Source organism: Xanthobacter sp. 91 (assembly GCF_000702385.1).
GTDB lineage: Bacteria > Pseudomonadota > Alphaproteobacteria > Rhizobiales > Xanthobacteraceae > Xanthobacter > Xanthobacter aminoxidans.
Genome location: NZ_JNIB01000001.1, coordinates 5,176,599 through 5,199,904, shown reverse-complemented (window position 1 = coordinate 5,199,904; position 23,306 = coordinate 5,176,599). Strand labels below are relative to the sequence as shown.

18 protein-coding genes are annotated in these 23,306 nt (G+C 68.6%); 4 read left to right on the top strand and 14 right to left on the bottom strand.

The features are described from left to right. Positions 1-7: 7 nt before the first annotated feature. The 7 genes from A37E_RS0124320 to A37E_RS0124285 all read right to left on the bottom strand — a co-directional run bounded on the left by A37E_RS0124320 (position 8) and on the right by A37E_RS0124285 (position 10,787). Complete coding sequence (locus A37E_RS0124320) at positions 8-901, bottom strand: MBL fold metallo-hydrolase (RefSeq protein ID WP_029558979.1); 894 nt, start codon at positions 899-901, stop codon at positions 8-10. Further along, positions 898-3,054 (bottom strand): methylmalonyl-CoA mutase, encoded by a 2,157-nt coding sequence (gene scpA / locus A37E_RS0124315; RefSeq protein WP_029558978.1) that lies wholly within the window; start codon positions 3,052-3,054, stop codon positions 898-900. The genes A37E_RS0124320 and scpA overlap by 4 nt, the downstream gene beginning before the upstream one ends. Before the next feature lie 15 nt (positions 3,055-3,069). Further along, positions 3,070-3,453 (bottom strand): hypothetical protein, encoded by a 384-nt coding sequence (locus A37E_RS0124310; protein WP_029558977.1) that lies wholly within the window; start codon positions 3,451-3,453, stop codon positions 3,070-3,072. Positions 3,454-3,489: 36 nt separating this feature from the next. Next, entirely contained in the window at positions 3,490-5,331 is a 1,842-nt protein-coding gene (locus tag A37E_RS0124305; RefSeq protein WP_029558976.1) for a methylmalonyl-CoA mutase subunit beta, read from the bottom strand. Positions 5,332-5,548: 217 nt separating this feature from the next. Beyond that, positions 5,549-6,778 (bottom strand): cyclopropane-fatty-acyl-phospholipid synthase family protein, encoded by a 1,230-nt coding sequence (locus A37E_RS0124300; RefSeq protein ID WP_029558975.1) that lies wholly within the window; start codon positions 6,776-6,778, stop codon positions 5,549-5,551. A 191-nt stretch (positions 6,779-6,969) separates the two neighbouring features. After that, positions 6,970-8,997, bottom strand: coding sequence for an acetyl/propionyl/methylcrotonyl-CoA carboxylase subunit alpha (locus A37E_RS0124290; protein ID WP_029558973.1), 2,028 nt, complete (start codon positions 8,995-8,997; stop codon positions 6,970-6,972). Positions 8,998-9,254: 257 nt separating this feature from the next. Continuing rightward, positions 9,255-10,787: an acyl-CoA carboxylase subunit beta gene (locus A37E_RS0124285; RefSeq protein ID WP_029558972.1), complete on the bottom strand. Its 1,533-nt coding sequence runs from the start codon at positions 10,785-10,787 to the stop codon at positions 9,255-9,257. A 273-nt stretch (positions 10,788-11,060) separates the two neighbouring features. Here A37E_RS0124285 and A37E_RS0124280 point away from each other — a divergent pair, with 273 nt between their 5' ends. Then, positions 11,061-12,485 carry a short-chain fatty acyl-CoA regulator family protein gene (locus A37E_RS0124280; RefSeq protein WP_029558971.1) on the top strand — a complete coding sequence of 475 codons (1,425 nt, stop codon included), beginning with the start codon at positions 11,061-11,063 and terminating at the stop codon, positions 12,483-12,485. 87 nt (positions 12,486-12,572) lie between these two features. Here the strand turns inward: A37E_RS0124280 and A37E_RS27675 are convergent, their stop codons facing one another. Next, the gene (locus A37E_RS27675) at positions 12,573-14,465 is read right to left on the bottom strand and encodes a hypothetical protein (RefSeq protein WP_280938451.1); all 1,893 of its coding nucleotides are present in this window, start codon (positions 14,463-14,465) and stop codon (positions 12,573-12,575) included. A 19-nt stretch (positions 14,466-14,484) separates the two neighbouring features. Here A37E_RS27675 and A37E_RS0124265 point away from each other — a divergent pair, with 19 nt between their 5' ends. Next, positions 14,485-15,879: a glutamate--tRNA ligase gene (locus tag A37E_RS0124265; RefSeq protein WP_029558968.1), complete on the top strand. Its 1,395-nt coding sequence runs from the start codon at positions 14,485-14,487 to the stop codon at positions 15,877-15,879. Between the two features lie 223 nt (positions 15,880-16,102). Here the strand turns inward: A37E_RS0124265 and A37E_RS0124260 are convergent, their stop codons facing one another. The 6 genes from A37E_RS0124260 to A37E_RS26675 all read right to left on the bottom strand — a co-directional run bounded on the left by A37E_RS0124260 (position 16,103) and on the right by A37E_RS26675 (position 20,940). Further along, entirely contained in the window at positions 16,103-17,593 is a 1,491-nt protein-coding gene (locus A37E_RS0124260) for a DegQ family serine endoprotease (protein ID WP_029558967.1), read from the bottom strand. Between the two features lie 352 nt (positions 17,594-17,945). Continuing rightward, positions 17,946-18,134, bottom strand: a complete 189-nt coding sequence (locus A37E_RS0124255) for a DUF2065 domain-containing protein (RefSeq protein WP_024278426.1) — start codon at positions 18,132-18,134, stop codon at positions 17,946-17,948. Between the two features lie 17 nt (positions 18,135-18,151). Beyond that, positions 18,152-19,066 (bottom strand): protease modulator HflC, encoded by a 915-nt coding sequence (hflC, locus tag A37E_RS0124250; protein WP_029558966.1) that lies wholly within the window; start codon positions 19,064-19,066, stop codon positions 18,152-18,154. Beyond that, the gene (hflK, locus tag A37E_RS0124245) at positions 19,063-20,196 is read right to left on the bottom strand and encodes an FtsH protease activity modulator HflK (protein WP_029558965.1); all 1,134 of its coding nucleotides are present in this window, start codon (positions 20,194-20,196) and stop codon (positions 19,063-19,065) included. Before hflK ends, hflC begins: the two co-directional genes overlap by 4 nt. Before the next feature lie 290 nt (positions 20,197-20,486). After that, positions 20,487-20,765, bottom strand: a complete 279-nt coding sequence (locus A37E_RS0124240) for a ribbon-helix-helix domain-containing protein (protein ID WP_024278429.1) — start codon at positions 20,763-20,765, stop codon at positions 20,487-20,489. Beyond that, positions 20,746-20,940 carry a DUF4169 family protein gene (locus A37E_RS26675; protein ID WP_229647000.1) on the bottom strand — a complete coding sequence of 65 codons (195 nt, stop codon included), beginning with the start codon at positions 20,938-20,940 and terminating at the stop codon, positions 20,746-20,748. The genes A37E_RS0124240 and A37E_RS26675 overlap by 20 nt, the downstream gene beginning before the upstream one ends. A gap of 266 nt (positions 20,941-21,206) precedes the next feature. On the opposite strand from A37E_RS26675, the gene fumC reads away from it, so the two are divergent. Beyond that, positions 21,207-22,595, top strand: coding sequence for a class II fumarate hydratase (fumC, locus tag A37E_RS0124230; protein ID WP_029558964.1), 1,389 nt, complete (start codon positions 21,207-21,209; stop codon positions 22,593-22,595). A 105-nt stretch (positions 22,596-22,700) separates the two neighbouring features. After that, positions 22,701-23,300: a ParB-like protein gene (locus A37E_RS0124225; RefSeq protein ID WP_051679306.1), complete on the top strand. Its 600-nt coding sequence runs from the start codon at positions 22,701-22,703 to the stop codon at positions 23,298-23,300. Positions 23,301-23,306 lie beyond the last annotated feature (6 nt).

Here is a 23,306-nt window from a genome sequence, read left to right as displayed (position 1 = left end):
GGGGCGCTCAGTCGAGCGTCATCACCGCCTCAACGTTGCGCCGGTGCACGGCCTCATAGGGCTCGAAGTACGAGATCGCCCCGGTAGCGAACGCCTCTGCCGCGAACGCGCGCAGGTCGAGCCCCGCCAGCGCCGGCTCGTCCTTCAGCCTGAGCAGCTTCTCCACATAGAGCCGCGTCGCGTCGATGAGCGCCGGGCCGTAGCCGCCGTCGGCGATCACGTCGGGGGCGCCGTGGCAGGGCAGGATGCGTGTGGCGCCCAGCGCCGCGAGGCGCTCAAGGCCAATCAGGTGCGCGGCGAGGCGGTCGGGCTCGTCCACATAGGTGATGGGGTCTTCCAGCGTGTCGCCGGCGAGGAGGATGCCGCCGGGCAGCAGCGCGACGGTGCCGTCGCGGCTGTGGATGTCCACATGGACCAGCTCGACGGGCAGGCTGCCGACCATCAGCGACAGCCGGTCCTCGAACAGAAGGTTGGGCAGGATGAGCGGATTGATGGGCGGGTCCGCCGCCTCCAGCCGGTTGCGGTTGGCGCGGAGCAGCGCGTCGGTCTCGCGATTGGCGATGATCTCGCAATCGGCGAACACTTCGTTGCCGGCCACGTGGTCGTCGTGCCAGTGGCTGAGCACCACGCGGATGCGCCGCGCGCCCCGCTCTTCCAGCATCGCGCGGATAAGGCGGGCGTGGGCGAGGGTGATGTGGGTGTCGTAGACGAGGGCGTCGTCCCCATCGATCACCGCATAGGAGGCAATGCCGAGGGCGAAGGCGCCATCATCCAGCCAGTTCTCCTGCGACCCATGCAACCGCACGCCGGGGATGCGCCCGTCATAGAAGGCGAGCACGCCGGGCGCGGGCTCCAGCACCTTGAGGGTGGAGCCCGGCGCGATGGCCTGCGCCCCGTTCACTCCGCCGCTTCGAGAGTGTGCCCCAGCCGGTGGGAGAGCGTGTGCAGCAGCTCCTTCGCCGCGTCGGCGATGACGGTGCCGGGCGGGAAGATGGCTTCGGCGCCGAAGGCCTTCAGGGCTTCATAGTCCTGCGGGGGCACGACGCCGCCCACCACCACCATGATGTCGCCGCGCCCTTCCGCCTCCAGCGCCGCCTTCAGCGCCGGCACGAGGGTGAGGTGGCCGGCGGCCAGCGAGGAGATGCCGACGACATGCACGTCGTTCTCCACCGCCTGCCGGGCGGCTTCCTCGGGGGTGGCGAAGAGGGGGCCGATGTCCACGTCGAAGCCGAGGTCGGCGAAGGCGGAGGCGATGACCTTCTGGCCGCGGTCGTGGCCGTCCTGGCCCACCTTGGCGACGAGGATGCGCGGGCGGCGGCCTTCGGCGGTCTCGAAGGCTTCCACCAGCTTCTGCACCTTGCCCACCTTGTCCGTCATGGCGGAAGCCTCGCGCTTGTAGACGCCGGAGATGGCGCGGATCTCCGCGCGGTGGCGGCCGAACACTTTCTCCAGCGCGTCGGAAATCTCGCCCACAGTGGCCTTGGCCCGCGCCGCCTCGATGGCGAGTGCCAAAAGGTTGCCGTTGCCGGCGGCGCCGTTGGTGAGGGCTTCGAGCTTGGAAGCCACCTCGGCCGGGTTCCGCTCGGCCTTGAGGCGGTTCAGCTTGTCGATCTGCGCGGCGCGCACGGTGGCGTTCTCCACCTTCAGCACGTCGATGAGGCGGTCCTTGAGCGGCTTGAACTTGTTGACGCCCACCACGGTCTGCGCCCCGCCGTCGATGCGGGCCTGGGTGGTGGCGGCGGCCTCCTCGATGCGCAGCTTGGGGATGCCGGCCTCGATGGCCTTGGCCATGCCGCCCAGCGCCTCGACTTCCTGGATGTGCGCCCACGCCTTGGCGGCGAGATCGGCGGTGAGCTTTTCCACGAAATAGGAGCCGCCCCACAAATCGATCTGGCGGGTGGTGCCGCTCTCCTGCTGGAGCAGGATCTGGGTATTGCGGGCGATGCGGGCGCTGAAGTCGGTGGGCAGCGCCAGCGCCTCGTCAAGCGCATTGGTGTGCAGAGACTGGGTCTGGCCCTGGGTGGCCGCCATGGCCTCGATGGCCGTGCGCATGACGTTGTTGAACACGTCCTGCGCGGTGAGCGACCAGCCGGAGGTCTGGGAATGGGTGCGGAGCGGCAGGGACTTGGGGTTCTTGGCCCCGAGGTCGGTCATCAGGCGCGTCCACAGGAGGCGGGCGGCGCGCAGCTTCGCCACCTCCATGTAGAAGTTCATGCCGATGGCCCAGAAGAAGGAGAGGCGCGGCGCGAACACGTCGATGGGCAGGCCGGCGGCGGCACCGGCGCGGCCGTATTCCACGCCGTCCGCCAGCGTGTAGGCCAGCTCCAGGTCCTGCGTCGCGCCGGCTTCCTGCATGTGGTAGCCGGAAATGGAGATGGAGTTGAAGCGCGGCATCTCCTTCGAGGTGAAGGCGAAGATGTCCGAGATGATGCGCATGGAGGGTGCGGGCGGATAGATATAGGTGTTCCGCACCATGAATTCTTTGAGAATGTCGTTCTGGATGGTGCCCGAAAGCTTGGAGGCCGCCACCCCCTGTTCTTCCGCCGCCACCACATAGAGCGCGAGGATCGGCAGCACCGCGCCGTTCATGGTCATGGACACGCTCATCTGGTCCAGCGGGATGCCGGAGAACAGGGTGCGCATGTCGTAGATGCTGTCGATGGCGACGCCCGCCATGCCCACGTCGCCGGCGACGCGGGGGTGGTCCGAGTCATAGCCGCGATGGGTGGCGAGGTCGAAGGCCACAGAGAGGCCCTTCTGGCCGGCGGCGAGGTTGCGCCGGTAGAAGGCGTTGGAATCCTCCGCCGTGGAGAATCCCGCATATTGGCGGATGGTCCAGGGCTGGGTGGCGTACATGGGCGCATACGGCCCGCGCAGGAAGGGCGCGATGCCGGGGTAGGTGTCGATGTAGCCGAGCCCCTCGATGTCCGCCGGGCCGTAGAGCGGCTTCACCGGAATACCCTCGGGCGTCGTCCACGCCTCGGCGGCGGCGGACGGGACGGCGGGGGCGGCGGCGCGCCAGTCGATCTCGGCGAAATTGGGGATCCGGCTCATGGCATCCATCCTAGCTCAAATGGACTCGGGTCGCGACGGCGCAGGCCTGAGCGGCGACCGGGTCCGGGATTTCATCTCGTCCAGAATGTCCTGCATCTCGCACAGCGCCAGATGCAGCCGGATGCGCGGCAGGCGTGACACCACATCCGCAAGGGAGGTGTTGGCGGCGAAGGCGGAGAGCAGGATCTCCAGCTCCTCCGCGCTGCTGCCGCGCACCATGGCCCAGAACAGATAGGCGCGCGGGTGACGCACCGGGCCGCGCCAGCGCGGCGAGGTGCGGATCGTTCCGCGGTCGTCCTGCATCTGATCCACATCGGCCCAGATGGCGTCGCACCTTTGCGCCAGCTCCGCATCGGTGAGCCGGGCCAGATCGAACCTGAGATTCAAGGCCAGTGTCATTGCGTCCCTGCCCTGAGGGGATGAATGCCAGTGGAGTCATTCTAGGCCGGCCGCAACCTGTGCGCGAGTCAGTGTTTCCAGCGCGTCGCAGCCGGCGAAGATGAAGTCGGTGACGCCCGCGGGCGCAAGCGTCGCCTGAAGCTCTGCGGCGGGCTTGCCAGCGAGCCAGACGGCGGTGGCGCCGGCGGCCTTCAGCGCCTCGGCCGCCGCCACGCCCTCGGCGCCGTAGACCTCATCGGAGGAGACGAGGCATGCGAAGGGCGTGCCCGACGCCTTGAAGGCGGCGACCAGCGCGTCGCGGTCGGCGAAGCCGTCCGGCACCGGGGCGGCAATGCCGCCGGCCTCGAAGAAATTCTTGGCGAAGGTGGCACGGGCGGTGAAAGCGGCCACCGGGCCGAGGGCCGCGAGGAACACCACCGGCGCCTTGGGTGCGGCCTCGGCAGCATCGCGCAGGGCCTCGAAGGCCTCGGCGATGCGGGTGGGGGCAAGCGCGCCATCCGCCACCGGAGCGGTGGGCGGCAGCGGCGCCAGCACCTCCGGCACCTCCTGCACCAGAATGGGGAATTCCGAGGTGCCGGTGATGGGGGCCTTGCGGGTGGCGACGTCGGCGTCGCGCTTGGCCTTCACCTCGGCGATCTCGGCCTTGAACCAGCGGTCCTCCAGCACGTCGGCCATGCCGCCGCGCTTCTCGATGGTGCGGAACAGGTCCCACGCTTTGGCCGCGAGGCCATCCGTGTGCGCCTCCATGGCGCCGGCGCCGGCGGCGGGATCGGCAACGCGGTGGACGTTGCTCTCCTCCAGCAGCATCACCTGCGTGTTGCGGGCGAGGCGGCGGGCGAAGGCATCCGGAAGGCCCAGCGCCTGGGTGAAGGGCAGCACCGTCACGCTGTCCGCCCCGCCGACGCCGGCGGCAAAGGCGGCGACCGTGTTGCGCAGCAGGTTCACGTAAGGATCACGGCGGGTGAGGGAGCGCCACGCGGTGGTGCCGTGCAGCTTCAGCGGCCTTTCCGGCAGGCCGCATTCGCGCAGCACGGCGGCCCAGAGCAGGCGAATGGCGCGGAACTTGGCGATGGTGGCGGTCTGGTTCACGTCGGCCACCAAAGCTGCCTCGATGCGGCCAGAGGCCTCTTCCAGCGCGATGCCGGCCTCGGCATAGGCCTTGAGGTAGGCGACCATGGTGGCCAGCACCGCCGCCAGCTCCTGCGCATCGGACGCGCCGGCCGCGTGATAGACGCCGCCATCCGCCCGGGCGAAGGGGCCGGCGAAGCCGCGGGCTTTGAGGATGGCCGAGGTTTCCGCGAAGCGCTTGGCGAGCAGCGGCCATGCCATGGGCAGGGTGCCGTGGGCGGCGAAATCGCTCAGGGGATCGAGGCCGAAGGAGACGGAGACGCCCTCCGGCTTGAAGCCGCGCGCCTCCACGAGGTCGGCGAAGGCGAGGGCATCCTCGCGCCCCTGGAAATTGCCGCTCTCGATGCGCACGTCGATGAGGTCGAGCAGCACGTCCTTCAGGACGAGCGAGAGGTCGGCGCCCTCCGGCAGGCCGAAGCCGTGGGCTGAGGGGGACGCAGAGAAGACGAGGGACAGGCCGGAGGCGCCGCCATCGAGGTCTTCCAGCGCCTGCGCATTGGCCTCGGCCGCATCCGGCTGGTCCACCCGCATGGAGATGACCCAGGGCGCGCCAGCCGGCCGGCCGGCGACGATGGGCGCATCGGCCTTGCGCTCCGGCAGGGCATCGAGCGCCAGCCCCTCATAGGTGCGCGTCACCAGCCGCTTGTCATAGGGCGCGCCCTTCAGCACGCCTTCCACCAGCTTCAGCCAGTCCGCGCGGGTGACGGGAGCGATGTCGGTTGCGAAGGGGAGGGCGGTGGCGTCGGTCATGTCAGGACCTCGGGAGGGAAGGGGTCGGTCGCATCCCGGCCGACTGGAGCGGAGCAAAGCGGAGCGGAAGGAGAGCCGGGATCCAGCGCGAGACTGCGCCGAAGGCGGCCTGCCCCTTGCCGCGCGGGGGAATGGACCGCTGCGCGGGAGCTGTGCGCTGGGCCCCGGATCAGCACTCCGGCTGCGCCGTCGCTTGTCCGGGGCACGGGAGTTTCCATCACCGCCGCTCCCGCGCGGCGAGCGCGCGCTCGGCGTCCACGATGTAGTCGCGGATCACCGGCACGTCGTCGCGCTTCTCGGAGAGGAGGAGCTGGAACACCATGTTGGAGCCGTGCAGGAAGCCCAGCTCCACGGCGGCGAGGTAGAATTCCCACATGCGGCCGAAGCGCTCGCCCATCATGGCATCGGCTTCCGCGCGACGGGCCATGAAGTTCCGGCGCCAGGCGCGGATGGTCCAGTAATAGTGCAGCCGCAGCACCTCGCAGTCGTCCACCCACAGGTGGGTGCGCTCGGTGGAGGCGAACACCTCGGAGAGCGCCGGCACATAGCCGCCGGGGAAGATGTATTTGCGGATGAAGGGCGCCGTGGTGCCGGGAGGCGACATGCGGCCGATGGCGTGGATGAGCGCGAAGCCGCCCGTGTCCAGCAGGTTGCGGATGGTGGTGAAATATTCGTCGAAATGGGCGACGCCCACATGCTCCATCATGCCGATGGAGACCACGCGGTCATACTTGCCCGTGAGGTTGCGGTAATCCACCTCGCGGAAGTCGATGGAGTCCGCCACGCCCGCCGCCTCCGCAAGCCGCCGGCTCTCGGCCAGCTGCTCGGGCGAGACGTTGATGGCGGTGACGTGCGCGCCGCATTCCTTCGCCATGTAGATGGCGAGGCCGCCCCAGCCGGAGCCGATCTCGGCCACCCGCATGCCGGGGGAGATGTTCAGCTTGGCCGCGATATGGCGGAACTTGTTGCGCTGGGCGTCAGCCAGCGGCTCGTCGGGATGGGTGAAGTAGGCGCAGGAATACGCCATCGTCTCGTCCAGCCACAGCCGGTAGAAGTCCGCCGGGTGGTCGTAGTGGGAGGAGACGTTCTCCTTCGCCTTGGAAACGGGGTTGGCCTGCTGGAACCGCCGCACCGAGCGCCACGCCTTGCGCAGCGCCTGCTGCACCGGGTGGGAGCCGAGGCCCTTGCGGTTCACCGAGAACAGGTTGAGCAGCTCGAACGCGCCGGCCCCATCCTCGAAGGAGAGGCGGCCGTCCATATAGGCCTCCGCCGCCACCAGCTCCGGATTGAAGAACAGGTCGCGCTCCAGCTTCTTGTCGTGCATCCGCACCGTGACGGACGGGCCGTCCTTGCCCGAGCCGAACACGTGGCGCTTGCCATCGGCCGTGATGACCGTGAGCTGGCCTTTTTCCACGAAGCGGCTGAGGAGGTGGGAGAGGAGGCGCATTCAGAGATCTTTCCGGGCGATCGCCATAATGAAGGAACCGTCATGGCCGGGCTTGTCCCGGCCATCCACGTGGATGGTCCGGGAGCATACCCGAGCACAGTGCGCCAGCGACGCGACGTGGATGCCCGGGACAAGCCCGGGCATGACGATCCCCTGACGCAGGCCGAAAATAGCCTGACGCCCGCCCGGCATCACGCGAATTCCAGGATCACCGCATCCACCGCGAGGCTGTCGCCCGCCTTGGCGTGGACGGCCTTGATCATGCCGTCGCGCTCGGCGCGCAGCACGTTCTCCATCTTCATGGCTTCGACGATGGCGAGGATCTCGCCGTTCTTCACCTCCTGGCCGGGCACCACGGCGACGGAGACCACGAGGCCGGGCATGGGGCAGAGCAGCTCCTTGCCGCCGCCGGCATTCTCCTTCTTCGGCATCAGCGCCGCCAGCGAGGCGGACAGCTCGGTGTAGACCTGCGCCTTGGTGGAGATGCCGCGATGGGCGAGCACGTAGCCGTTGGGGATGGGGCGCACCTGCACCGCCACCTGATCGGCATCGATGGTGCCGGTCCACACCACGTCGCCGGGCTTCCAGGTGGAGCGCAGCAGGTGGATGTGGCCGGGGGTGCCGTCCGCCTCGAAGATCTGCACCTTGAAGCCGCCGTCCACCGCCTCGACCTCGCACGGGGTGGAGATCGTCGCCTCGCCGGCCGAGAGGTTCACGATGCGGCGCTTGGCGATGCGCCACGTCACGCCGGAGGTCTGGCCGGAGATCTGGCGCTTGCGGGTGTTCTGGATGTGGTCGATCACCGCCGCCACGGCCGAAAGCGTGTGCGTCAGCTCGCCTTCCGGGGCGCGGGCGACGAAGCCCTCGGGATATTCCTCGGCGATGAAGCCGGTGGAGAGGTTGCCCGACTGCCAGCGCGGATGGGACATCAGCGCCGAGAGGAACGGGATGTTGTGGCCGATGCCGTCGATGGCGAAGGCATCCAGCGCATCCGCCTGCGCCTCGATGGCGATGGCGCGGGTGGGGGCGTGGGTGACGAGCTTCGCGATCATCGGATCGTAGAAGATGGAAATCTCCCCGCCCTCATAGACGCCCGTGTCGTTGCGCACGGTGATGGGGCCATCCTTGCCTTCCGCCGGGGGCCGGTAGCGCACGAGGCGGCCGGTGGAGGGCAGGAAGTTGCGGTAGGGGTCTTCCGCATAGATGCGGCTTTCCACCGCCCAGCCGGTGAGCTTCACGTCGTCCTGAGTGATAGTCAGCGGCTCGCCGGCGGCGACGCGGATCATCTGCTCCACAAGGTCGATGCCGGTGATGAGCTCGGTGACGGGATGTTCCACCTGCAGGCGGGTGTTCATCTCCAGGAAGAAGAAGCTCTTGTCCTGCCCGGCGACGAACTCCACCGTGCCGGCGCTGTCGTAGCCCACCGCCTTGGCGAGGGCGACGGCCTGCTCGCCCATCTTCTTGCGGGTGGCTTCATCGAGCAGCGGGGAGGGGGCTTCCTCGACCACCTTCTGGTTGCGGCGCTGGATGGAGCACTCGCGCTCGCCGAGATAGATGACGTTGCCGTGCTTGTCGCCCAGCACCTGGATCTCGATGTGGCGCGGATCGACGATGAACTTCTCCACGAACACGCGGTCGTCGCCGAAGGAGGACTTCGCCTCCGAGCGGGCGCGGTCGAAGCCGTCCTGCACCTCGTCGCGGGAATAGGCGATGCGCATGCCCTTGCCGCCGCCGCCGGCGGAGGCCTTGATCATCACGGGATAGCCGATCTCGTCGGCGATCTTGGCCGCTTCCTCGCCAGTCGCGATCTCGCCGAGATAGCCGGGCACGGTGGAGACCCTGGCCGCGGCGGCCGCCTTCTTGGACTCGATCTTGTCGCCCATGGCCTCGATGGCATGGGGGTTCGGGCCGATGAAGACGATGCCGTGCTCGGCCAGCAGCTTGGGGAAGGAGGCGCGCTCGGAGAGGAAGCCGTAGCCGGGATGCACCGCCTCGGCCCCGGTCTTCTTGCACGCCTCCACGATCTTCTCGGCGATGAGATAGGACTGGGCGGCCTGCGGCGGGCCGATATGCACCGCCTCGTCCGCCATCTCCACATGGAGGGCGTCCTTGTCGGCGTCGGAATAGACGGCGACGGTCTTGATGCCCATCTTGCGCGCCGTCTTGATGACGCGGCAGGCGATCTCACCCCGGTTCGCGATCAGGATCTTCGAGAACATGGCGTTCGTTCCTTTGCGCCAGCGGCGCTGAATTCTTTGCGGTCCTCTCCGGGTTTCCCCTCTCCCCAACGAAGTCGGCTTTTGCCGTCTTCGTCATTTCTGACCGATCTCGGCGGCTGCCGTGATCGGGCGGGAGAGGGTGCCGGAGCGCAGCGGAGGCGGGTGAGGGGGCTGCCCGGCGCCTGGCGCAGCGGCGCGATACCCCTCACCCCGGCCCTCTCCCGCAAGGGGAGAGGGAGATCACCGAAATCCCGGCCTCACACCGGCATGTTGTCGTGCTTGCGCGGGGGCTGCTCCAGCTTCTTGGTGCGGAGCATGGCGAGCGCGCGGGCGAGGCGTCGGCGGGTGGAGCGGGGGGTGATCACCTCGTCGATGAAGCCCCGCTCGGCGGCGACGAAGGGCGAGAGGAAGCGCTCTTCGTAATTCTTGGTCTGGGCGGCGATCTTGTCCGGGTCGCCCATGTCCTGGCGGAAGATGATCTCCACCGCGCCCTTGGCGCCCATCACCGCGATCTGGGCGGTGGGCCAGGCATAGTTCACGTCGGCGCCCACATGCTTGGAGGCCATCACGTCATAGGCGCCGCCGAACGCCTTGCGGGTGATGACGGTGACGAGGGGAACCGTCGCCTGCGAATAGGCGAACAGCAGCTTGGCGCCGTGCTTGATGAGGCCGCCATACTCCTGCGCGGTGCCGGGCAGGAAGCCGGGCACGTCCACGAAGGTGACGATCGGGATCTCGAAGGCGTCGCAGAAGCGCACGAAGCGGGCCGCCTTGCGGGAGGCGTCACTGTCGAGCACGCCGGCGAGCACCATGGGCTGGTTGGCGACGAAGCCCACCGTGCGCCCTTCGATGCGGCCGAAACCGGTGAGGATGTTCTTGGCGTAGGCCGCCTGGATCTCGAAGAAATCGCCCTCGTCCACGACCTTCAGGATCAGCTCCTTCATGTCGTAGGGCTTGTTCGGATTGTCCGGCACCAGCGTGTCGAGGCTGGCGTCGGTGCGGCCCGGATCGTCGAAGGAGGGCCACTCGGGCACGCCGTCGATATTGTTGGCGGGCAGGAAGTCGATGAGGCGCCGGGTCTCCAGCAGCATCTCCACGTCGTTCTCGAACGAGCCGTCGGCCACCGAGGACTTGGAGGTGTGCACCTTGGCGCCGCCCAGCTCCTCGGCGGTGACGGTCTCGTTGGTCACCGTCTTCACCACGTCGGGGCCGGTGACGAACATGTAGGAGGTGTCGCGCACCATGAAGATGAAATCGGTCATGGCGGGGGAGTAGACGTCGCCGCCGGCGCAGGGGCCCATGATGAGCGAGATCTGCGGGATGACGCCCGAGGAAATCACATTGCGCTTGAAGACCTCGCCGTAGCCGCCGAGCGCCGCCACGCCTTCCTGGATGCGGGCGCCGCCGGCATCGAACAGGCCGATGATGGGGGCGCGGGTCTTCAGCGCCATGTCCTGGATCTTGGTGATCTTGCGCGCATGCTCCTCGGAGAGGGAGCCGCCGAACACCGTGAAGTCCTTGGCGAAGATGAAGACCTTGCGGCCGTTGACGGTGCCCCAGCCGGTGACGACGCCGTCGCCGGGGACCTTCTGGTCCTCCATGCCGAAGTCGACGCAGCGGTGCTGCACGAAGGTGTCGTATTCCTCGAACGTGCCGCGATCGAGCAGCAGGCTGATGCGCTCGCGGGCGGTGAGCTTGCCGCGGGCATGCTGCGCCTCGATGCGCTTGATGCCACCGCCGAGGCGGGCGACACCCCGCCGGCTCTCGAGCTCCTCAAGGATGTCCTTCATGCCGAGCGCCTTTCAATGAGGCCAGAGGTAAATTTGAGACTAGCGGGTTCCCGCGCGCTCGCCAGCGCTTTCGCGCCGGCTTTCCCGCAAGGCCCGCAGGCGTTTCCCGCAAGTGCGTCGCAACTCGGCTAACAGGAGTTGCGATGCATTGGAATATGTGAAAAATTGACATTGCGAATTGTAAATCATTCACATTCCGGAACTCGAAGCTCTGGCGGTACAGGACGTTAGGTCAGTCGCGGCCGACGACCGCTGAGAGGTGCGGGAGGGGACATGCGCCAGAAGGTGTTTGCCGGCCACGCGGTGCGCCGGCTGCGCGAGAAGCTGGGGCTGAAGCAGGGCGAGCTGGCCCAGCGCCTCGCCGTCTCGCCCTCCTACATCAACCAGATCGAGAGCAACCAGCGTCCGCTCACCGCCTCGGTGCTGATCGCCATCTCGCGCACCTTCGCGGTGGACATCACCTCCTTCGGCGCGGAAGACCTCGACCGGTTGGTGGCCGACCTGCGCGAGACGGCGGCCGACCCCCTGTTCAAGGATCTCGACCTCGGCCTTCAGGACATGAAGGCTGTGGCGAACCTCTCGCCCGCCTTCGCCCACGCCTTCCTGCGGATGCACGTCGCGCTGCGCCGCACGGCGGAATGGCGGGCGTCCCTCGACGATATGATCACGGCCGGCGTCACGCCGGGCGCGGACGAGTCCAAGCTGATCCCCTATGAGGAGGTCCGCGACTTCTTCCATTACATTGACAATTACGTGGATGGCCTTGATCGCGCGGCAGAAAATGCCGCAACGTCACTCGGCATCATGGAAGGGGGCGAACCCGGCGCGGCCATCGCCGCCCATCTCGCCCGCCGCCATCAGGTGCAGGTGGAGATCGGCCCGGCCGACCCCGACGCGCCCCTCTCCCGCTACGATCCGCGGGCGCGGCGGCTGGTGCTCTCCGGCGTGCTGCCGGCGGCGACGCGGGCCTTCCGCATGGCCGTCACCATGGCCCAGCTGGAGCATGGGGCGCTGGTGGAGCACACGGTGTCCTCCGGCGCTTTCCGCAGCCAGACGGCGGGAGAGATCTGCCGGCTGGCGCTGCAGAACTATTTCGCAGGTGCGTTGATACTTCCTTATCGCCGCTTCCTCGAACTCGCCCGCCGCCTGCGGCACGACCTCGACCGCATGGCGCTGGAGACCGGGGCGAGCCTGGAGCAGGTGTGTCACCGCCTCTCCACCCTCCAGCGGCCGGGGGCGAAGGGCGTGCCCTTCTATTTCGCCAAGGTCGACCGGGCCGGCAACATCACCAAGCGGCATTCGGCGACGCGCTTCCAGTTCGCCCGCCACGGCGGGGCCTGCGCGGCGTGGAACGTGCACGAGGCGTTCGAGGTGGCGGGCCGCACTTTGGTGCAGGTGGGCGAGATGCCGGACGGCGCCCGCTACATCTGCCTCGCCCGCGCTGTGTCGAGCCCGGCGCTGCGCCATGGCCAGCCGGCGCGGGCCTATGCCTTCGGCCTCGGCTGCGAGGTCTCTTTCGCCCACGATATCGTCTATGCGGACGGGCTGGACCTGAAGGCGGCGCCGGTGGCGAAGCTCGGCGTGTCCTGCCGCATCTGCCCGCGCCGGGACTGCGATCTCCGGGCCTTTCCGCCCCTCGACCGCGACATCCGCATCGACGAGAACGTGCGCGATATCGTCCCGTTCACCATCTCCTGACGCAATTCGGCCGCGCCTGCGCTTGCGAAACGCCTTGCCTGCGCACACGAAACGCCATGAGGGCGGGTTTAAAGTATCCTCATCGGCTCAATGCGAGTCGCATGGGAGTGGTCCATGAGGGTGCTGAAGCTGACCGGCTGGGTAGCCGGGTTGGCCATGGCGGGGATCGTTTCGGCGCAGGCCGCGCCGGCCTTCTCCACGGCAAACGTCAACATCCGGACGGGGCCGGATACCGAATTCCCCAGCCTCGGCGTCATCCCCGATGGCTCGCCCATCGAGGTGGAAGGCTGCCTCCAGGACGAGTCCTGGTGCGATGTGATCTGGCAGGATTTCCGTGGCTGGGTGTACAGCGAGTACATCGGCTACGAGCAGCAAGGCCGCACCGCCGTGCTGCCTGACTGGGGCGTCGCCGCCATCGGCGTGCCGGTGGTGGCTTTCGCCGCCTCCCAATACTGGAACACCTATTACGTCAACCGGCCCATCTATGTGAACCAGCCCTGGTATGCGGATCGCTACCGCTGGGAGGTCTATAACCCGCGGCCGCGTCCCGGCTGGGGCCCGCCGCCTCCCGGCCCGCGTCCGCCCGGCTGGTGGCGCACCGGCTACGTACCGCCTCCCGGCATGCGGCCGCCGCCGGATGCCCCGCGCCCGCCGCCCAATTGGGGCCAGCCCGGCTACCCCGGCAGCCCCGGCTATCCCCCCGGACGTCCCGGCTATCCCGGTGGACCGGGCGGTCCCGGCTATCCCGGTGGTCCCGGTGGTCCGGGTGGTCCGGGTGGTCCCGGCTACCCCGGTGGTGCCGGTCAGCCCGGCGGTCCTGGCGGTCCCGGTCATCCCGGTGGTCCCGGTGGACCGGGTGGTCCCGGCTATCCCGGCGGCCCGGGCCAGCCCGGTGGTCCTGGCGGTCCCGGTCATCCCGGTGGTCCCGGTGGACCGGGTGGTCCCGGCTATCCCGGTGGTCCCGGTCAGCCCGGCGGTCCGGGCGGTCCTGGCAATCCGGGAGCTCCCGGCCAGCCCGGTGGTCCGGGACAGGTGCAGCCCGGCCAGCCCGGTCAACCCGGCGGTCGACCGGGTCAGCCCGGTGTGCCTCCGGGACAGGTCCAGCCCGGCCAGCCTGGTCAGCCCGGCGGTCGTCCGGGGCAGCCCGGTGTGCCTCCGGGACAGGTCCAGCCCGGCCAGCCCGGCCAGCCCGGCGGTCGCCCGGGTCAGCCCGGTGTGCCTCCGGGACAGGTCCAGCCCGGCCAGCCTGGTCAGCCCGGCGGTCGCCCGGGTCAGCCCGGTGTGCCTCCGGGGCAGGTCCAGCCCGGCCAGCCCGGTCAGCCCGGCGGTCGTCCGGGGCAGCCCGGCGTGCCTCCGGGGCAGGTCCAGCCGGGGCAGCCCGGCCAGCCGGGTGCGCGTCCGGGGCAGCCGTCGCCGGCCGAGCGCCAGCAGCAGCTGCGCCAGCAACAGCAGGAACTGAACCAGCAGCGCCAGCAGCAGCAACAGCAGTTGAAGCAGCAACAGCAGGAGCAGATCCAGCAGCGTCAGCAGCAGATGCAGCAGCGTCAGCAGGAACAGATCCAGCAGCGCCAGCAGCAGCAACAGCGCCAGCAGGAACAGGTCCAGCAACGCCAGCAGCAGCAACAGCAGATGCAGCAGCGCCAGCAGGAGCAGATCCAGCAGCGCCAGCAGCAGATGCAGCAGCAGCGTCAGCAACAGCAGCAGCAGATTCAGCAGATGAATCAGCAGCGTCAGCAGGAGATGCAGCAGCAGCGTCAGCAGTACCAGCAGCAGCGCCAGCAGCTGATCCAGCAGCAGCAACAGCAGCGCCCGCCGCAGCAACAGGCGCAACCTCCGCAGCAGCGGCCGCAGCCGCAGCAGGGCGGCGGCAACCGGTGCCAGGGCCCGGACTGCCCGCAACCGCGCTGAACGAACAGGAGAGCCCGGCCGCAAGGCCGGGCTCTTCGCTTTCGGGGCCCCGCCCATCGACGCGCGCCGCAAGGCGGGTTATGGGCTCCTCATGTCCGCTCCCCTGCGAAATCCCGCGCCCGTGCTGCGCTTCGCCCCGTCGCCCACCGGCCTGATCCATGTGGGCAATGCCCGCACCGCGCTCCTCAATGCGCTGATCGCCCGCCGCGCCGGCGGCACGTTCATCCTGCGCTTCGACGACACGGACGCCGCCCGCTCCCGGGCCGAATATGCGGATGCCATCGCCGCCGACCTCGCATGGCTCGGCATCGCGCCGGATGTCACCGTGCGCCAGTCGGACCGGCTCGCGGACTATGCGGCGGCGGCGGAGCGGCTGAAGGCCATGGGCCGCCTCTATCCCGCCTACGAGACCGAGGAGGAGCTGGACCTCAAGCGTGGCCTCCAGCGCGCCCGCGGCCTGCCGCCGGTCTATGACCGCGCCGCCCTCGCGCTCTCGCCCGAAGATCGCGCGCGGCTGGAGGCCGAGGGCCGCCGCCCGCACTGGCGGTTCCGGCTCGACCATCGCGTGGTGGCATGGGACGACGGCGTGCGCGGCCCGCAGCAGGTGGACACCACCACCCTCTCGGACCCCGTGCTGGTGCGCGCCGACGGCAGCTTCCTCTACACGCTCCCCTCGGTGGTGGACGATCTGGCGCTGGGCGTCACGCAGGTGATCCGGGGCGAGGACCACGTGACCAACACGGCGGTGCAGATCGAGATTTTCGAGGCGCTGGGCGGCCCGGTGCCCGGCTTCGCGCACCACAATCTGCTGACCCTTCCGTCCGGCGAAGGCCTCTCCAAGCGGCTCGGCCACCTCTCCTTGTCGGCGTTGCGCGAGGCGGGGCAAGAGGCGCTGGCGGTGGCCGCGCTCTCGGTGCTGGTGGGCACCTCCCATGCGGTGGAGGCTGTCGAAAGCCTCGATGCGCTGGCGGCGATGGTGGACCTTGCCGCCATCTCCCGCGCGCCCGCCCGCTTTGATCCGGCGGATCTCGACGCGCTGACCGCCCGCACCCTGCACCTCATGCCCTTCGCCGCCGCCGCCGCGCGGCTTGAGGCGGAAGGCATAGGCGGCGGAACGCAGTTTTGGCACGCCATGCGGACAAACCTTGCCCGCTTCGATGATGCAAGGGTGTGGTGGGAGATCGTGTCCACGCCGCAGGCGGGTGTTATCGCGGACGCCGATCGCGCCTTCCTCGTTGAGGCCGCCACTCTCTTGCCGCCTGCGCCCTGGGATGGTGGCCCGTGGCAGGCGATCCCTTGGGAAGGCAGTCTCTGGAAGGCGTGGACGGGTGCCGTAAAGGCCGCCACTGGCCGCTCGGGCCGGGGCCTCTTCCACCCGCTGCGCCTTGCGCTGACCGGCCGCGAGACCGGCCCCGAGCTCGCCGCTTTGCTGCCGCTGATGGGCCGGGCGCGGGCTGAGGCACGGCTCAAGGGCGACGTGGGGTGAGGGGGCGCCGAGACTAAAGAACCGCCGTCATGGCCGGGCTTGTGCCGGGCATCCACGTCGGGCCGATGGCGCCAAAGGCGGAAAGCTATTCCCAGCCGATCCACGTGGATGCCCGGGACAAGCCCGGGCATGACGATGCATCGGAATGGAGGGGATCGCTCCCGTCCCCTGACGCCGTGATGGGCACCCGGGTCGAGGGCGCCAAAGTCGGGACAGTGCCCCCTCAGTTCAGCGGCACCGTCACGAACTCCTGCTTGCCCTCGCCATCGGAGACGAGGAACAGGGCGGAGCGCTTGCCGGCCTTGCGCAGGGCGTCGATCTGCTTCTCCACGTCGGCGGGGCTCGCCACCGCTTCCTGGCCCACCTGCACGATGACCTGACCCGCCTTCAGCCCCTTGTCTGAGGCCGGCGAAGAGCGGTCCACGTCGGTGATGACCACGCCGGAAATCTCGCTCTTGATCTTGAAGCGCTTGCGCAGGTCGTCGCTCATGGCGGAGAGCTCGATGCCGAGCGCCTTCTTCGGCGGCACCTTCTGCGCCTCGGGGGCAGGCTTCGAGGCCTCCGGCTTGTCGTCCTCCGGCATGCGGGCGACCTTGACGCGCAAGGTCTCCTCCTTGCCCCTGCGGATCACCACCACCTCCACCTCGCTGTCGGCCATGGTGTCGGCCACCGTGCGGGTGAGGTCGCGCACTTCCTTGACGTCGCGGCTGTTGAACTTGACGATCACGTCGCCGGCCTTGATGCCGCCCTGGGCGGCCGGGCTGTTCTCCGTCACCACGCCGATGAGCGCGCCGCGCGGCTTGCCGAGGCCGAGGCTCTCGGCGATGTCCTCGGTGACGGGCTGGATGCGCACGCCGATCCAGCCGCGCCGCACTTCCTTGAACTGCTCGATCTGGGCGATCACCGGCTGGGCGGTGGCCGAGGGCACGGCGAAGCCGATGCCGATGGAGCCGCCTGAGGGGGAGATGATGGCGGTGTTGATGCCGATCACCTCGCCATTCATGTTGAACAGCGGGCCGCCGGAATTGCCCCGGTTGATGGCCGCATCCGTCTGGATGAAGTTGTCGTAGGGGCCGGAATTGATATCGCGGTTGCGAGCGGAGACGACGCCCACCGTCAGCGTGCCGCCGAGGCCGAACGGGTTGCCGATGGCCATCACCCAGTCGCCCACGCGCAGCTTCTCGCTGTCACCGAACTTCACCGCCACGAGGGGCTTGGGCGGGTTCACCTTGAGCAAGGCGAGGTCGGTCTTGGTGTCGCGCCCGACCACCTCGGCCTTCAGCTTCGAGCCGTCGTTGAAATTGGCGAAGATCTCGTCGGCATCCGAGATGACGTGGTTGTTGGTGACGATGAAGCCGGACGGATCGATGACGAAGCCGGAGCCCAGCGAGGAGACGCGGCGCGAACGCTGCTCGCTGCCATCCTCCGGGCGGCGCTTGAAGAATTCGTCGAAGAAATCCTCGTAGGGCGAGCCGGGCGGCAGTTGCGGGGCGGGCACCGAGCGGGAGGGGGCGACGTTCTGCGAGGTGGAGATGTTCACCACCGCGTCCATCACCTTCTCGGCCACGTCCGCCACCGTATCCGGCCCCTTGCCGGGCGCGGCATGGAGCGGCGCGCTGCCGATGCCGGTGAAGGCCACCGCCGCCGCCAGCAGCAGCGCGGGCAGCCGGGACAGGCCGGGAAGGAGACGGGAAGGCACGAACGGTGCAGGCATGGCTGTCCTCGAGATCATCCCCAGAGGCTGCGACGCCAGCGCTCCGGGCGCAAGCCCCGCGATGCTCACGATCCGGCGGGGGAGGGCGCACAGTCAGGGACGATTGCGGCAATCTCACCGCCGGCAGCCTGCAACAGGGGCCGCCATGCCGACCCTGGTCGTTTCCCGTTCAGTTGCCGGGCGTCTGCGTTCCTCACCTTTCGTCATCCCCCGGCTTGTTCGGGGGATCCACGGCGCCGCGTGAGTGCTCCCGGCCAGCGGGCACACCTGCGGCCCGAAAGTGGATCGCCCGGACAAGCCGGGCGATCCCGTGGATGGATGGATTGGAAAACGGGGCCGGAAAGCCCCGCCTTCAGAAGCTGCGCACCAGAAACACCACCAGCACCCCCAGCGCGCCGACGCCGAGGCCGGCGAGGCGCATGGGGGTTTCCGGCGCGTGGAGGACCGCCCGCATGGCCTTGCGCCACGCCCCCGGGAAGGCGGCGAGGCACAGGCCCTCGATGGCCAGCATGAGGCCGAGGGCGGCCAGGAGGTCCTTCATGCCGCCTGCCGGGCCGGTCAGTTGCCGGCCGCCGGCAGGGCGACGGGCGCACCTGCCGCGGACACTCCGGTGGGGCTCTGGAAGAAGCGGAAGAAGTTCGAATCCGGCGCCAGCAGCATGCGGGTGTCAGACGACTTCATGCTCGCCTCATAGGCCTGCATGGAGCGGTAGAAGGCGAAGAAGTCCGGGTCGCGCTGGTAGGCATCGGCGAAGATGCGGTTGCGCTCCGCGTCGCCTTCGCCGCGCAGCTGCTCGCCCTTGGAGGTCGCCTCCGCCACCACGATGGTGACCTCGCGATCGGCGCGGGCACGCAGGCGCTGGGCGGCCTCGTTGCCCTGGGCGCGGATTTCCGCCGCTTCCCGCTGACGCTCGGTCTGCATGCGCTGGAACACCGCCTGGCTGTTGGCTTCCGGCAGATCGGCGCGGCGAATGCGGACATCCACCACGGTGATGCCGAAGTTGGCGGCCTCGCGGTTCACCTGCTCATTGATCTGCCGCATCAGCCCTTCGCGCTGGTCGCGCACCACGCTGATGAAGGTGTTCTCGCCGAGCACCCGGCGCAGCGCCGAGTTGAGCACCGTGGAGAGGCGGGAATTGGCGCCCTGCACCGTGCCCACCGACTGGTAGAAGCGCAGCGGGTTGGTGATGCGGTAGCGCGCGAAGGCGTCCACCACGAGGCGCTTCTGGTCCGCCGCGATCACTTCCTGCTGGGGGTTTTCCAGGTCGAGGATGCGGTTGTCGATATAGACCACGCTGTCGATGAACGGCACCTTCCAGTGCAGTCCGGGCGAGGTCACGGGCGCCAGCGGCTCGCCGAGGCGCAGCACCAGCGCCTGCTGGGTCTGGCTGACGATGAAGGCGGACGAATAGACGAGGACGAGGGCGATGACGCCGAGGACGGCGAGGACGCCGCCGAAGACCGGATTTCTCATCGGGCGGCTCCCTGGGGCTGCGTGGCCGGCGCCGGGGCGCGGCGGATCGTGTCGGTCAGGGGCAGGACGGGCACGACGCCGCTGCCGCCCTGTCGGGCCGCGGAGGGATCGACCAGCACCTTGTCCACGCTGCCGAGCACGCGCTCCATGGTTTCGAGGTACATGCGCTGGCGCGTGACCTCCTTCGCCTTCTGGTACTCGTCATAGACCTTGAGGAAGCGGGCGGCCTGGCCGCGAGCCTCCACCACGGTCCGCTCGCGATAGGCCTGGGCCGCATTCTCGATGCGGGAGGCCTCGCCGCGGGCCTCGGGCAGCACGCGGTTGGCGTAGGTCTGCGCCTCGTTCTGGGCGCGCTCGGCGTCGGCGCGGGCGGCCTGCACGTCGCGGAAGGCGTCGATGACCTGGCTCGGCGGATCAACCTTCTGCATCTGCACCTGGGTGACCTGCACGCCGGCCTTGTAGCCGTTGAGCACCTGCTGCATCAGCTCCTGCACGCCGGTCTCGATGCCCTGGCGGGCGCCGGTGAGGATGGGCTGGATGTTGGTGCGGCCGATCACCTCGCGCATGGCGCTCTCGGCCACGGCCTTGATGGTGCCCTCGGGGTTCTGCACGTTGAACAGGTATTCCTCGGCGTTGTTGATGACCCAGAACACCGAGAAGTCCACGTCGACGATGTTCTCGTCGCCGGTGAGCATCAGGCTCTCCTCGGCCACATCGGTGGTCCGGGTGCCGTTGCGGCGGGGGTCTTCGCTCACCCGCATGCCGATGTCGATGCGGTTGACGAACGTCACCTTGGGGGTGAGCACGGTCTCGACGGGATAGGGCCAGTGATAGTTGAGGCCCGGCTGGGTGATGCCGACGAACTTGCCGAAGCGCAGCACCACGCCCTGCTCGTCGGGCAGCACGCGATAGAAGCCGGAGAGGAACCAGCCGGCCACCACGAGCGCGATGACGAGGATGATGCCGTTGGTCCCGAAGGATCCGGGCATGATGGAGCGCAGGCGGTCCTGGCTGCGGCGGATCAGGTCTTCAAGGTCTGGCGGCGTCGGTCCCGATGAAGAGGGTCCCGAACCCCAGGGACCCCGCGGCCCATTACCCCATGGGCCGCCACTCTGATTCTTCCACGACATCCGTCGTCTCCCGTGGGCGGTGCCGCCACCGGCACCCGCGTCGCTGATCCTGCCACCGGCGCGGATGCGGACTGGCCGCACGCTAGCACGCCGCCCGCAGCGGGTCGCCCGAGGCAAACGACTCCTCTGGGGAGCACATCTGCCGGACAAACCCGTTCGGCGGGAAGGACCTGGACGTGGCACGCCGCGTCAGGCCTGCCCCGCCGGGCCAGGTGGTTATAGGAAACCGCGCACCGCCTTTCAACGCGATGCGCGGTCAGCTCAGTCCGCAGATAAGGTTGACCTCGCGCTTACGCAACGGGAGGGCTGGAGACCTGGAGACGTTCTCCTGCGGCCTGGGCGCGCGCCTGGGTGGCGGCGCCGCGATAATGGTCGAGCACGAACAGGCGGATGGCGGAGGAGAGATTCCCCTGCGAACGGCCGGAATCGATGGTCGCCACGAGATCGGACAGGGTAAGCCGGCGGCCGCTCGCAATCTCCTTCAGAGCCTCCCAGAAGGCATCCTCGAGACTGACGCTGGTCTTGTGCCCGGCAATGACGATGGATCTTTTAACCACGGGGCTTTTCATGTTCATCCCTCTCGGTCAGGGCGTGGCCCTCAAGGTGGCGCTCTTGCCGCGCGTGCTCGTCCGCTTGTTGCTGACGCTCAGCCTTGGTCCGACCGAATCGGATCCGATTCTGGCTGGCTGCCGCATCAGCCGCCTGACGGGCCCGCGCCTTGCGCGCCCGGTGAAGATTGACCACGTCGCCCAACGCTTGCCTCACCTTGCCGTCGGATTCCTCCGCGCCGACGGCAGATGATCTTCTGTACGGCCGGCGTCACGCGTCAGGCCACTTAGCCCGCAGAGGAATTTTACCTCATTGAGCACGGTCAAGATATGGCTAAATTCCAAGGAGGTAACATCCCTCCGCTACCTCTCTGGAACTATTTTAGGGTGGAGGTCCGCCTCCCCCAGCGGGCGTGAGCTGTGCTAAGAGCCGCGCGCCCGCGTCTTAAGGAAAGGCCCGCCATGACCACCCGCACAGAGACCGACACATTCGGTCCCATCGAGGTTGAATCCGACCGCTACTGGGGCGCGCAGGCGCAGCGCTCGCTCGGCAACTTCAAGATCGGCTGGGAGAAGCAGCCGCTGCCGGTGGTGCGCGCCCTCGGCATCGTCAAGCGCGCCGCGGCGGAAGTGAACCGCGATCTCGGCCGCCTCGATCCCAAGCTCGCCGACGCCATCGTCGCCGCCGCCCAGGAAGTGATCGAGGGCAAGCTCGACGCCCACTTCCCGCTGGCCGTCTGGCAGACCGGCTCCGGCACCCAGTCCAACATGAATGCCAACGAGGTGATCTCGAACCGGGCCATCGAGATGCTCGGCGGGGAGATGGGCTCCAAGAAGCCCGTGCATCCCAACGATCACGTCAATATGAGCCAGTCGTCCAACGACACCTACCCCACCGCCATGCACATCGCCTGCGCGGAGGAGATCGTCCACCGTCTGCTGCCGGCGCTGAAGCACCTGCACGGCGCGCTCGCCGCCAAGTCGGCCGAGTGGAAGGACATCATCAAGATCGGCCGCACCCACACCCAGGATGCGACGCCCCTGACGCTGGGCCAGGAATTCTCCGGCTACACCCAGCAGGTCGAGAACGGCATCAAGCGCATCGAGATGACCCTGCCGGCCCTCATGGAGCTGGCGCAGGGCGGCACCGCGGTGGGCACCGGCCTCAACGCCCCGGTCGGCTTCGCCGAGAAGGTGGCGGCGCAGATCGCCGGCATCACCGGCCTGCCCTTCACCTCGGCGCCCAACAAGTTCGAGGCGCTCGCCGCCCACGACGCCATGGTGTTCTCGCACAGCGCCATCAACACGGTGGCGGCCTCCCTGTTCAAGATCGCCAACGACATCCGCCTGCTCGGCTCCGGCCCGCGCTCCGGCCTCGGCGAGCTGTCGCTGCCGGAGAACGAGCCCGGCTCCTCCATCATGCCGGGCAAGGTGAACCCCACCCAGTGCGAGGCGCTGACCCAGGTCTGCGTGCAGATCTTCGGCAACAACGCCGCGCTCACCTTCGCCGGCAGCCAGGGCCATTTCGAGCTCAACGTCTACAATCCGGTGATGGCCTACAACTTCCTCCAGTCGGTGCGCCTGATGGCCGATGCGGCCATCAGCTTCACCGACAATTGCGTGGTCGGCATCGAGGCCCGCGAGGACAACATCAAGGCGGCGCTGGAGCGCTCGCTGATGCTCGTCACCGCGCTCGCCCCGAAGATCGGCTACGACAACGCCGCCAAGATCGCCAAGACCGCGCACAAGAAGGGCACGACCCTGCGCGAGGAGGCCGTGGGCGGCGGCTATGTGACCAACGAGGAATTCGACGCGGTGGTGCGGCCGGAGAAGATGATCTCCCCCGGCTGATCGCTCCCCGGTCGTTGAAGCTTGGCGGCGGCACCCGGCATGGGTTGCCGCCGCCTTCGTTTTCGGGCCTGCTCCAGCCGTCGCGCAGGCAGGGCAGGGAATCGAATGGCGGACCTCACCGAGATCGACATCGCGGCGCTCAATCCCACCCAGCTGACGCTGGGCTTGCAGGAGGTGGAGCGGCGGGCCGCGCTGATGCGCAAGCTCTCCCGTCGCGAGCTGAGGACGCTCAAGGAGAGCCGGCCGGTGCCCTACGTGGTGGGGCCGAAGCGCCGGCTCTACATCATCGATCATCACCATCTGTGCCGGGCGCTCCTCGCCGTCGGCGACGAGACCGTGCTGCTCGGCGAGGCGCGGGCCGACTGGTCCAGCCTCGACCTCAAGGCCTTCTGGCACCGCATGGAGACCGAGGGCCTGTGCTGGCCCATCGACGTGGACGGCAACCGCCGTCCCTGCCTGAAGATTCCTGGCCATGTGAGCGAGCTCACCGACAATCCCTGGCGCACGCTCGCCCGCGGCGTGCGCGGGAAGGCCTATGCCAACGAGGACACCCCGTTCCAGGAATTCATGTGGGGCAATTACTACCGCTCCTTCATGACCACGCGGCTGCTGGAGACCGATATCGCGCTGGCCGAGAAGCTGGCGGTGAAGGTGTCTCTGCTGGACGAGGCGCAGGATTTGCCGGGGTATCTGGGCAAGGCGTGAGCAGGG

Excerpts from the sequence above, each read along its gene's own strand:
- fumC (WP_029558964.1), top strand. The coding sequence starts at position 21,207 with ATGACCACCCGCACAGAGACCGACACATTCGGTCCCATCGAGGTTGAA.
- A37E_RS0124255 (WP_024278426.1), bottom strand. The coding sequence starts at position 18,134 with ATGAAGGACCTCCTGGCCGCCCTCGGCCTCATGCTGGCCATCGAGGGC.
- A37E_RS0124305 (WP_029558976.1), bottom strand. The coding sequence starts at position 5,331 with ATGACCGACGCCACCGCCCTCCCCTTCGCAACCGACATCGCTCCCGTC.
- A37E_RS0124280 (WP_029558971.1), top strand. The coding sequence starts at position 11,061 with ATGCGCCAGAAGGTGTTTGCCGGCCACGCGGTGCGCCGGCTGCGCGAG.
- A37E_RS0124260 (WP_029558967.1), bottom strand. The coding sequence starts at position 17,593 with ATGCCTGCACCGTTCGTGCCTTCCCGTCTCCTTCCCGGCCTGTCCCGG.
- A37E_RS0124265 (WP_029558968.1), top strand. The coding sequence starts at position 14,485 with ATGTCCGCTCCCCTGCGAAATCCCGCGCCCGTGCTGCGCTTCGCCCCG.
- A37E_RS0124290 (WP_029558973.1), bottom strand. The coding sequence starts at position 8,997 with ATGTTCTCGAAGATCCTGATCGCGAACCGGGGTGAGATCGCCTGCCGC.
- A37E_RS0124285 (WP_029558972.1), bottom strand. The coding sequence starts at position 10,787 with ATGAAGGACATCCTTGAGGAGCTCGAGAGCCGGCGGGGTGTCGCCCGC.
- A37E_RS0124310 (WP_029558977.1), bottom strand. The coding sequence starts at position 3,453 with ATGACACTGGCCTTGAATCTCAGGTTCGATCTGGCCCGGCTCACCGAT.
- hflC (WP_029558966.1), bottom strand. The coding sequence starts at position 19,066 with ATGAGAAATCCGGTCTTCGGCGGCGTCCTCGCCGTCCTCGGCGTCATC.
- A37E_RS0124225 (WP_051679306.1), top strand. The coding sequence starts at position 22,701 with ATGGCGGACCTCACCGAGATCGACATCGCGGCGCTCAATCCCACCCAG.
- A37E_RS0124300 (WP_029558975.1), bottom strand. The coding sequence starts at position 6,778 with ATGCGCCTCCTCTCCCACCTCCTCAGCCGCTTCGTGGAAAAAGGCCAG.
- hflK (WP_029558965.1), bottom strand. The coding sequence starts at position 20,196 with ATGTCGTGGAAGAATCAGAGTGGCGGCCCATGGGGTAATGGGCCGCGG.
- A37E_RS0124240 (WP_024278429.1), bottom strand. The coding sequence starts at position 20,765 with ATGAAAAGCCCCGTGGTTAAAAGATCCATCGTCATTGCCGGGCACAAG.
- scpA (WP_029558978.1), bottom strand. The coding sequence starts at position 3,054 with ATGAGCCGGATCCCCAATTTCGCCGAGATCGACTGGCGCGCCGCCGCC.